The organism is Vibrio sp. 10N.222.52.C3 (assembly GCF_041474195.1).
GTDB lineage: Bacteria > Pseudomonadota > Gammaproteobacteria > Enterobacterales > Vibrionaceae > Vibrio > Vibrio crassostreae_C.
The window spans coordinates 1-10,000 of record NZ_JBFRTQ010000089.1 but is presented as its reverse complement, the minus strand read 5'-3'; the positions used below and the strand labels follow the sequence as shown (position 1 = coordinate 10,000).

The following is a 10,000-nucleotide window of genomic DNA, read 5'->3' as shown; positions in this document are numbered from 1 at the left end:
ATTATTTACAATCCAAACAAAATTTAATTGGATCGCTTGAGGTTGTTTTTCTTGAATATGAAATTATTCGGCAGTTCTTTGATTCTGTCAGGAACTGCATTAGGGGCTGGCATGCTCGCTATTCCCATGGTGTTGGCCCAATTTGGCTTCATGATCAGCTCAGTGCTGATGCTACTTATCTTTATCGGCACCACATACTCTGCACTCCTCCTGGCAGAAGCATGCACTAAAACTAAAGACAACAGTGGCATGAGCAGTGTTGCTTACCTCACTCTGGGCAGCAAAGGTAAACACTTTATCAATGCACTCTTTTACCTGTTGCTAGTATGCATGTTGATCGCTTATATCTTGGGTGTCGGTGACATCATTCATAAGCTACTGCTCGACGTTGGTGTCGATGTATCAGCATCCGTTGCGTATACCATTTTCAGCCTATTGATGGGTGCTATCGTCGTCTCGGGCAAGTCTTATATCGACAAACTGAATCGCGGGCTATTCATCTTGATGGTCGTGATGCTGTTTATCGTTATCGCGTCATTATTTAGCAACATTCGCCTTGATTACCTAACTCAAACCAGCCAATACACGGCCAACGACGTGGTGCAATACAGCGCAGTTATCTTTACTAGCTTTGCCTCTATGGTGGTGATCCCGTCACTGGTTATCTACAACCGTGAAGCAACTCAAAAGCAGATCCGCAATATGATTCTGCTAGGCTCAGTGATTCCATTAATTTGCTACCTAACTTGGTTATTCGCGATTATCGGCAACCTTGGCACAGACGCGATAAGCCAGTTCCACAATATCTCTGAGTTGATCTCTGCGTTCAGCGGCCAATCTGCTTGGTTGAAAGTGGTGATCGCTCTGTTCTCTGCTCTGGCCTTGGTGACTTCTTTCCTCGGCGTGTCGATGGCGCTTTACGACCAAAACAAAGATGCGGTGACCAACAACAAAGCGTTGGCTTATGCGCTAACCTTCATCTTACCTTTGGTATTAGCTGAGCTGTTCGCTAGCCAGTTTGTAAGCATGCTGGACTATGCAGGCATGGTCCTGGTGTTCCTAGCTATCTGGGGCCCACTCGCAATGGTAGTTAAGGTTCGCAGACCTGACTTCCCTCACCTACAAACCGAAGGCAGCTACACAGCAGCCGGTGGCGACACGGCATTAATGGCGACATTTGGTTTTGGTGCGTTGATTTTCGTGTCTTGGTTTATGGGGTAGATTCCCATTGAATGGACTATCTGTTGCCATTTAGAAGACAGCAGATACAAATAGCCCGTTAGTCCTGCTATTAAAAGTAGAGACTAACGGGCATTTTACTTCTTATTGGAGTGCTTGCTAGTTAGCTCTTAAACGTACTCGCAATATCTTTCAATGAAGCTGCTAACTGAGCTTGTTCTTTGGCTGTTGCAGCTATTTGCGTTGCACCTGTCGTAGATTCTGTCGACTTCTGCTCTACCGCCATGACGTTTTGAGCAATATCTTGAGTCACTACCGCTTGCTCTTCGGTAGCGGTTGCGATCTGCTCAGTCATGCTAAAGATCTCGCTCACCGATGCTGAGATACCTTGTAAGGTGTGTTCCACCTCTTTTGAATCCTCAACCGCTTTAGACGACATCTTCTGACTGTTATCAATCACATTAAACGCGGTTTGCACATCAGACTGTAACGAGCTGATGAAACCTTCAATTTCAGCTGTCGACTGCTGAGTACGCTGTGCTAACGTGCGAACTTCATCAGCCACTACCGCAAATCCACGACCTTGCTCACCCGCTCTTGCCGCTTCAATTGCCGCGTTCAATGCTAACAAGTTAGTCTGTTCAGCGACGGACTTAATCACATCAATCACACTGTTGATGTTATTACTGCTCTCGTGTAAGTGCGTGATCTTTTCCGCTAGATCATTAATTTCAGATGCCAGCTTTTCGATAGAGTGGTAAGAATCCTGAACTGTACTCAAACCTTCTTGTGACTGCTCATCGACCATTTTAGCGGAGCTTGCTGTTTGCTGTGTTTTCGCCGCGACTTCGTTCACCGTAGCTGATAGCTCTTCTGTGGCCGTTGCAACTAAACCAATTTGGTCTTGTTGTTGAACCAGCGTGTTCGAATTGTAGTGACAGGTTTGCGAAGTTTCTTCAGCAGCTGAAGCTAAGGTCAGACTCGACTGAGACAGGTTGTCGATAACGTTTGAAAACTTCTCTAGCGTTTCGTTGAGTGCCGAAGAGATCTGTCCAAGCTCGCTGTTGCCAACGAACTTAGCGCGAACTGTTAAGTCGTTGTCATTACGAACCTTAGACAACATCACTGTAAGATCTTTTACTCTCATCGTCAGGTCGCTGATCGCCTTATAGCTCACGAAGGTCGCGAACAAGGTTATCAAAGCAAACAGACCAATACTCATCATCATCGCAGACTGCGCCTCTGACATTTTTTTCTCTGTCAGTGCGATAAGCGACTCTGCTAGGCGGTTTTCTGTTTTCTTTAGCTGAACAATACGAGCGGTAGATTGCGAGAACCAGTACACAGGATCAACATCAAAACCGCTCATCTTAGATTCAGCCAAACCACGAAGCTTTTCTACTTCTGCCACCGAACGATCATTCAATTGCTGTTCAAAGAAACGAACGTTAGCTGGGTTACTCAATACCTCAAAGTTTGAGAAATAGGTATTTTGCTCAGTCACCAAAGAGATGAATTTAACCAACATGCCTGGGCCAAATTCATTTTTAGAGAAGGTATTATTTAGGACAGCACGCTCGATACCCGCTCGCTCTTTACCTTGTAAAAAGTTGTAGTAAGCGATGGTTTCAGTGGTGATGGCAGCATCAGAGCTAAGCTCAGCAATTAACGCCGATACGCTCAGCAGCTTTGCATTCAGTTTGGTGTAGTAACCCAAAGCTTCAGACAGAGGAATCGATTGAGAATCCACTCGATTTCGAATAGAAGTAATTTGATTTAGGCTTTGGCTTATTTCAGTGTTCAGCCGAGTGATCTGCGGTAAATCGATTTCAGCAGATTGCCAGTATTCAGTTTTCAGATTACGTCTATTATCTGCACTGGCTCTTTGTGCACGTAGTTCACTGACAAACTTAGTGCCCTGTGAGCCGATAAACCCAGCCGTCATTCCACGCTCTTTTTGTAACTCATGCACAAGTTCACTGTACACAACCGACAAACGGGTAAGTTGGTTTAATGAAGACAATTCACTGGTGGTTTCTACGCCTTTTGAAATCGCAGAAACGCTAAGCCATAGAAATCCCAAGATCGGTAAAATAAGCAAAGCGATGATTTTTTGCTTAAAAGACATATCGGTTAATTTCATTATCATTTCCCTAGCAGCTAACAAATCTTTTCAGTCATCTAACTCGCACACCCTTAATAAGATGCGCCTCAATTGTGACTGTATAATTATTCAACTTGATCAATGTGCATCAATTACCGTGCCACACAGATCGCGATGCGATGAAGGTAACATTTAACCTTACAAAATTCATTGATTTACCGATAAAACTGTTAGCTAAGCGACCTAACGATACCCAAAACACATGCGACAACATTTTATTGACGTAAGTGACTGAAATCTGACACACTTTAACTACCCAAAAGGGTTAGGCCTGCACCAATTATGTGCTCAGAGAAAACGATATATTCAGAACTAACTATAGATTCAACTCTCACCAGCGATTGATTCACAACTAATCAACTCCCTATTCTGCGCTGATTAACTGTCTATTCCTCGTTAACTAAATATGTATAATGCCGAATTATCAAAGTAGAGATTCGCAATAAATATGCGACAACAACTGAGAGATATTGTATGGATTGTCCCGCTTGCGAAGAACATATCGGTTGGGAATGGGTAGAAGAAGCGGCTATTGAACCCAATGAGGAATTCGATTGTCCAGAGTGCGAAGCAACATTGATGTACACCATCGATGAAGGCACCTACTACGGCGCTCAGCACAAGACCGTAGAAGTTATTGATGATTAAGATTATTTCCTGATGATCTGGATGTTTTATTAACTCTTTGATGTTCTAAGCCTGCGCAAAGCAGCTAAACACACCTTTACTAGAACGGGCGTTCAGCATAAAATATTGAACATATGTTCAGATTAATGAAGTAGATGTTATGGCTAAGACCGCTAAGTTCGATAGACAAGACGTAGTAGATAAAGCAACGAACCTGTATTGGGAAAAGGGCTTTCATGCGACTTCTATGCGCAACCTGCAAGACGTGATTGATATGCGTCCGGGCAGCATCTACGCGACGTTCGGCAGCAAAGAAGGTTTGTTTAAAGAGACGCTTGCTCGCTATACCGAACTTGGCATCCTGAATCTGAACCGCTTCCGCAGTGAAACAGACTCTCCAATCAAAGCGCTCGAAAGCTTCGTCAAACGTGCTGTGGTCGAATCAAAACAAAGTTCGCCAAATGGCATGTGTATGCTGGCAAAAACGGTAGCAGAACTGACTGATGAACACGCCGAATTATTAGAAGAAGCAAAGAAATCACTCAAAATCATGGAAGGTGAGTTCGCTAAGCTGATCGCAGAATCACAAGAATTGGGTGAGATAAGCAAAGAGCGTGAACCGACTCAGCTTGCTCGTCATGTTCAGGTTCAAATCGCAGGCCTGCGTACCTACGCCAAAACCTGTGACGATATCGATTTACTCAACTCAATGGTTGAAGACGTATTTAAGTACCACCCTTTTTAGCGTTTGACCTGACTGATTGGGCACAATACAAAAAGACTCCACTTTCGCCTTAACAGGTCTGAGCGGAGTCTTTTTAGTTTTGATCTAGTTAACTTTATAGATGATAAACTTTGCGGTTTAAAGAGTTACACCTTTCTCATGATCAACGCCTGAGCATTAAGCATTGCTTCCTTAGTACTGACATCCAAGGTTTTCACGTTCGCAAAGCGTTCAACTTCTTTAATCGCCACATCGTGAGCAAAGATCACCAACCTCGCCCTTTCAATGTCTTTCTGGGTAATGCGATTACCTATTCCGTTGGCACCTTGGGTTTCGACTTTAATCCGAACCCCAAGATGATGCGCCGCCTTTTCTAAAGACTTAGCCGCCAAGAAAGTATGAGCAACACCAGACGGGCACGAAGTGATCGCCAACACATCCGCTTGCCCTTCTTCTGTTACCGAACCACCTGCAGACTGATAAGAAAGTTCGTCACCTTCTACCACATTCTTTTTAAGCAGTATCACGATGAATGCCGTGGTTAGCGCCCCCGCAAGTGTACCAATAATGTAGCCAAGTTTGCCATCAACCACAGGCAGAACAATCCAACCGCCCCATGGTGCATGGTTTACCACATGGAACATAAAACCAACCACATTACCGACAATGCCACCAGCAACCACAGCAGGCAGCACTCGCGCAGGGTCGGCGGCAGCAAAAGGAATCGCACCTTCACTGATACCGATCATACCCATGATACCTGCGGCTTTGCCTGCTTCACGTTCGTCTCGCTTGAACTTCTTCGGTGAAAGGAAAGTCGCCAAAGCCATACCCAGTGGCGGCGTACAAATCGCAATGCCAACGCCACCCATCAACCAAGGCTGAGTATTCACCTGCGTTTGGGCAAACAGCGTTGCTACTTTATTGATCGGGCCGCCCATATCAAAGGCCGTCATTGCACCTAAAATACTGCCCAATACCACTTTTCCTGAGCCTGCCATGCCAGTCAGCATTTGGTTCATCTCTAGCATCACTTGGGCAATCGGTGAGCCAATCACCCACATCACCGCACCACAGGTCACGAAGGTGCCGACTAATGGATAGATGAAGATAGAGCTCAGCGAGATCATGCTGTCTGGCAGTTTGATCTTCTTAAGTAGATTCACCACAAAACCAGCGAAGAAACCGACCACAATTGCACCGAGAAAGCCGGTATTGTATTGATTCACCGCAACCCAAGAACCAATCATACCGGGCGCTAAACCCGGTTTGTCGGCCATTGAATACGCGATGTAACCACCGAGCACCGCTGTAAACAGGGTTAACCCCGCGATGCCCATCTGTGCGATATCTGCTAACACACCGCTTTCAGGTACTGCACCATGACCCGACATCATCACCGACAAAGACAAAAGCACACCACCTGCAACCACGAAAGGAATCATGTGTGAGGTGCCGTATAACAAGTGTTCTTTAAGGCGATTAAGAGATTGTGCCCAAGGGCTGAGTGGCTCGACATACACTTCATGATGGCTAGAGGCGTAACTATCGAAAGGTTCAAAATTGGCTTCGAGAAACAGCTCTTGAGCTTCCTCGACCGACTCCACCGCCTTTAATTTTGTAACAAAGCCATCTTCGATGAGTCTGGTCGAAATCTGAGCTAGTACCTCGATATGGTGGTCGTCGTGGTTATCGGGAGAAGCGAGCATAAAGAACACATCCGACAGCTCGCCGCCGTCTGCGCCATAATCGATGCCAGAACGGCTGATACCTACCGCCACAGCAGGTTTAGCTACGGCAGTACTTTTCGCGTGTGGAATCGCAATACCATCGTCAAAACCTGTATTACCGATGGCTTCACGCTTCCAGATATCATCAAGGAATTCACGTTTATTGGAGAGCTTACCGGCACGGTCTAGCAGTTCAACAAGCTCTTCAAATACCGCCTGTTTTGAGTCTGCTTGTAAATCTAAGCAGATGATTTCGGGCTCGATAATGTTGGTGATATCCATATGCTGCTCTGCCTCGCCTGATTTCAGACTGAAGTAATTACGTAAGTGATAAGGTTAATAAGATGAAAAGATTAACGGTGTGAAGGCACTCAATATATAGGACGAAAGGTGCATTAACTGGATTATTGTAACCAAGAACTCAGAGTGTGACTTTCACCTTGGAATAAAAAACGCCAATCCATAAAATCCACAGAACCCATAACAATATCGTCCCTCTGTCATGCGAGCTTTCCATACTGAAGTTCCCATGCAAGATAGCTTTTCCAAGGTAGCTTCTGAAAGGTAGCTTATGTAACGTAACAGGGACGAGATTAAGCCGAGAATAATAATGAGAATTGTAGCGGTAACTGCGTGCCCTACAGGCATTGCGCATACTTATATGGCAGCTGATGCTTTAAATAAAACAGCCCCTAAGTTCAACGTTTCAATCAAGGTTGAGACGCAAGGCGCTATGGGTATTGAAAACTTACTGACCGCCCAAGATATTACTCTCGCAGACAAAGTATTAATCGTCTCTGATATCGACATCGAACAACCAAGCCGGTTCGACCCAGCTAAAACCGTATTCATTCCCATGGAAGAGGTGTTGTTGAGTGTCGATAAAGTCTTTATTAAGCATTGTCGAACTTAAACTTTTCATGAACGAATACCAGATCACCTTCTTCGTTAACGATCCTTCCGCGAACTCACATGTCGCGCAGCCCCTTACTCGATTAGCGAAGAAGTTCAAAAGCAACATCCGCATTATCAACATCACTCAAAATCGAACGGCTGATCTCTCCAAATCCGTTGCGATGCTGCAAGTAGGTTTACTTCGTGGTGATTTGTGTCAGATAACCGCGGTTGGGATTGATGCGGAGCTGGCCTGTTTCGTTCTCAAAGATGTAATTGCTGAGCATTACGACATGGTTGGCTCACAAGTGAACCATGAATTCTCTAAAGATTTAATCCAGCGAATGCCACAAATATGCCCGCCTTGTGACATCAAATGGCACCACGCTAAGGCGCAAGCCCAACTGACCAAATTTGAGTGCTTAAAAGGGCTCGCTCACCTTGTTTATCCAGAAGATCCAGATGAACTGATTCTGGCATTTATTAAGCGGGAGGAACGCTCTTCAACCTGCGTGTCACCAGGTATCGCACTGCCGCATGTGATGTTTGAATCGACTCAAGATCTCTCGATTGCGGTTATCGTCAGTGACGACCCAATTGACTGGGCATCACGTATCGGCGAAGTGCATGTGGCCATTGCTCTTGTTCTGCCAACCAAGCCACAGCGTGAGCACATTGTCGCGGCGACCAACCTAACTCGAAACCTGCTTCACGATCAGGTCAATGAACGTCTGCAAAAGACTCGAAGCAGTGTCGACCTACAAGCCTTGTTGATGTACATCTCGTCACGCCTTATCTAATTCATCTCTTCTGGTCAAACTCAAAGCATCCATTAATCCCCTGTTGTGACACCTATCCAATCGTTATAAGCTCATTTTCTCATACAATAAAAAACGGCTGAGCATTAGAGCTCAGCCGTTTTATGTTTAATTACTTGTTTAACTGGTTAGCTAACTTAAGCTGTTTTTTTCGCTTGTTTCGCATCCTCAACCGAGTCGTCTACAGCTTTCACCAACAGCAAACCAACTACGAATACGATACCGCCACACAGTACGAACATCATTCTTCCCCAGAATGGGTTCGGTAGAGCAAACATCGCCATCACTGCCACACCAGACACTGCGATCAGTGAGCCCAGCATGTGACGTTGTTTGTTGTCCAGTTTCTTCTGTGCTGTTGATTCAGAAACCAATGGTGTCGCAAGGTTGTTGAAGAAGGTATCAACATCTTTCTGACGAGACGCTTCTAGTGGTTTGTAGAACAATGTCGAAAGAACAAAGAAGCCGCCAGTAAACACTAGGTGCGCAATCAGACCTACTGCAACTTTCAAGTCAGACCATTCGCGGCCTGTTAGAGGCTCTAGGTTGAACAAGTTTTGTAGCATTTCAGCGGTAATCACGAAACCAACGATGTAAGACACAATCGCACCGACCACTAGCGTACCCCAACCTGCCCAGTCCGGAGTCTTCTTAAGGAAGAAGCCACAGAATGCTGGAATGGTCATTGGGAAGCCAATAAGTGCACCCACGTACATCATGGTGTCGAACAAGCTCAAGCCTTTTAGCGAATTGATAAACAGCGCGATAAGGATGATAGCTAGACCGAAGAAGGTAGACATCAACTTAGACACAATCATCAGCTCTTTCTCTGTCGCGTTTGGACGAAGAATCGGTTGATAGAAGTTGATTACAAAGATACCAGAGTTACGGTTTAAGCCTGAGTCCATAGAAGACATAGTTGCCGCAAACATCGCTGCGATTAGAAGCCCCACCATACCCGCTGGCATGTATTGCTCTACGAAGTAAAGGTAAGCGAAGTCGCCTGCTTTAGAGCCTGCGTCTGGGTAATGTGCTGCAAGGTCAACGCCTTGTCCTGCAACGAACCAAGGTGGCATGAACCAAATGATTGGACCGATGGTCATCAGAATACATGCCAACAGTGCCGCTTTCTTCGCGTTCTTTGAGTCTTTTGCCGCTAGGTAACGGTAAGAGTTCAACATGTTGTTGGTGATACTGAACTGTTTGAAGAAGATGAAGAATGCCCAAATTCCGAAGATGCTTACGTAGTTCAGATTGTTACCAGAAACGAATGATGCGCCTTCTGCTACAGGGAAATCGTTGATGATTTCAGTAACGCCACCACCTTGTACGATAGCCACTGCAGCACACGTTACGGTTACCGCCATGATAATAACCATCTGCATGAAGTCAGACGCAATAACCGCCCAAGAGCCGCCTGTCACCGACATAACAAGTACAACAAGACCAGTCAGAACGATGGTTGTCGTCATGTCGAAGCCAAAGATGCCCGATGCGATGATCGCCAAACCGTTCAGCCAGATACCTGCAGAAACAATACTGTTCGGCATGCCAGACCAAGTAAATACTTGTTCGTTGAAGCTACCAAAACGCATACGAATCGCGTCAATTGGCGTTACCACACGCAGTTGACGGAATTTCGGAGCGAAGTACAGGTAGTTCATCAGGTAACCAAATGCGTTCGCTAAGAAGATAACCGCGACAGCCATACCATCGGCATACGCTTTACCCGCTGCGCCAGTGAAGGTCCAAGCACTGAACTGTGTCATAAACGCAGTCGCGCCAACCATCCACCAAAGCATGTTACCGCCCCCGCGGAAATAATCACTGGTTGTACTGGTGAACGTTCTAAACATCCAACCTA

The 10,000-nt window shown here is 45.6% G+C and carries 8 protein-coding genes; 5 read left to right on the top strand and 3 right to left on the bottom strand.

Translation table 11 applies throughout. From position 1 onward, the window contains the following. Positions 1-57: 57 nt before the first annotated feature. Positions 58-1,221, top strand: a complete 1,164-nt coding sequence (locus AB4517_RS14675) for an amino acid permease (protein WP_017061663.1) — start codon at positions 58-60, stop codon at positions 1,219-1,221. A 121-nt stretch (positions 1,222-1,342) separates the two neighbouring features. Here AB4517_RS14675 and AB4517_RS14670 read toward each other — a convergent pair whose 3' ends face one another. Further along, a complete protein-coding gene (locus tag AB4517_RS14670; protein ID WP_372148526.1) occupies positions 1,343-3,322 on the bottom strand; it encodes a methyl-accepting chemotaxis protein in 1,980 nt (659 codons plus the stop codon). Between the two features lie 495 nt (positions 3,323-3,817). Between AB4517_RS14670 and AB4517_RS14665 the strand changes: the two genes are divergently transcribed. Further along, positions 3,818-3,991, top strand: a complete 174-nt coding sequence (locus AB4517_RS14665) for a hypothetical protein (protein ID WP_017061661.1) — start codon at positions 3,818-3,820, stop codon at positions 3,989-3,991. Between the two features lie 139 nt (positions 3,992-4,130). Continuing rightward, positions 4,131-4,715, top strand: coding sequence for a TetR/AcrR family transcriptional regulator (locus tag AB4517_RS14660; RefSeq protein WP_017064940.1), 585 nt, complete (start codon positions 4,131-4,133; stop codon positions 4,713-4,715). A 125-nt stretch (positions 4,716-4,840) separates the two neighbouring features. On the opposite strand, the gene AB4517_RS14655 is transcribed toward AB4517_RS14660, so the two are convergent. Beyond that, entirely contained in the window at positions 4,841-6,706 is a 1,866-nt protein-coding gene (locus tag AB4517_RS14655) for a fructose-specific PTS transporter subunit EIIC (RefSeq protein ID WP_372148525.1), read from the bottom strand. Positions 6,707-7,034: 328 nt separating this feature from the next. On the opposite strand from AB4517_RS14655, the gene AB4517_RS14650 reads away from it, so the two are divergent. Then, on the top strand, positions 7,035-7,337 hold the full coding sequence (locus AB4517_RS14650) for a PTS fructose transporter subunit IIB (protein ID WP_004732927.1): 303 nt from the start codon (positions 7,035-7,037) through the stop codon (positions 7,335-7,337). Between the two features lie 7 nt (positions 7,338-7,344). After that, positions 7,345-8,118: a PTS sugar transporter subunit IIA gene (locus AB4517_RS14645; RefSeq protein ID WP_372148527.1), complete on the top strand. Its 774-nt coding sequence runs from the start codon at positions 7,345-7,347 to the stop codon at positions 8,116-8,118. 155 nt (positions 8,119-8,273) lie between these two features. On the opposite strand, the gene AB4517_RS14640 is transcribed toward AB4517_RS14645, so the two are convergent. Then, positions 8,274-10,000, bottom strand: a 1,727-nt coding sequence (locus AB4517_RS14640; protein ID WP_372148524.1) for a sodium:solute symporter family transporter, incomplete at its 5' end; no start/stop codon positions are given.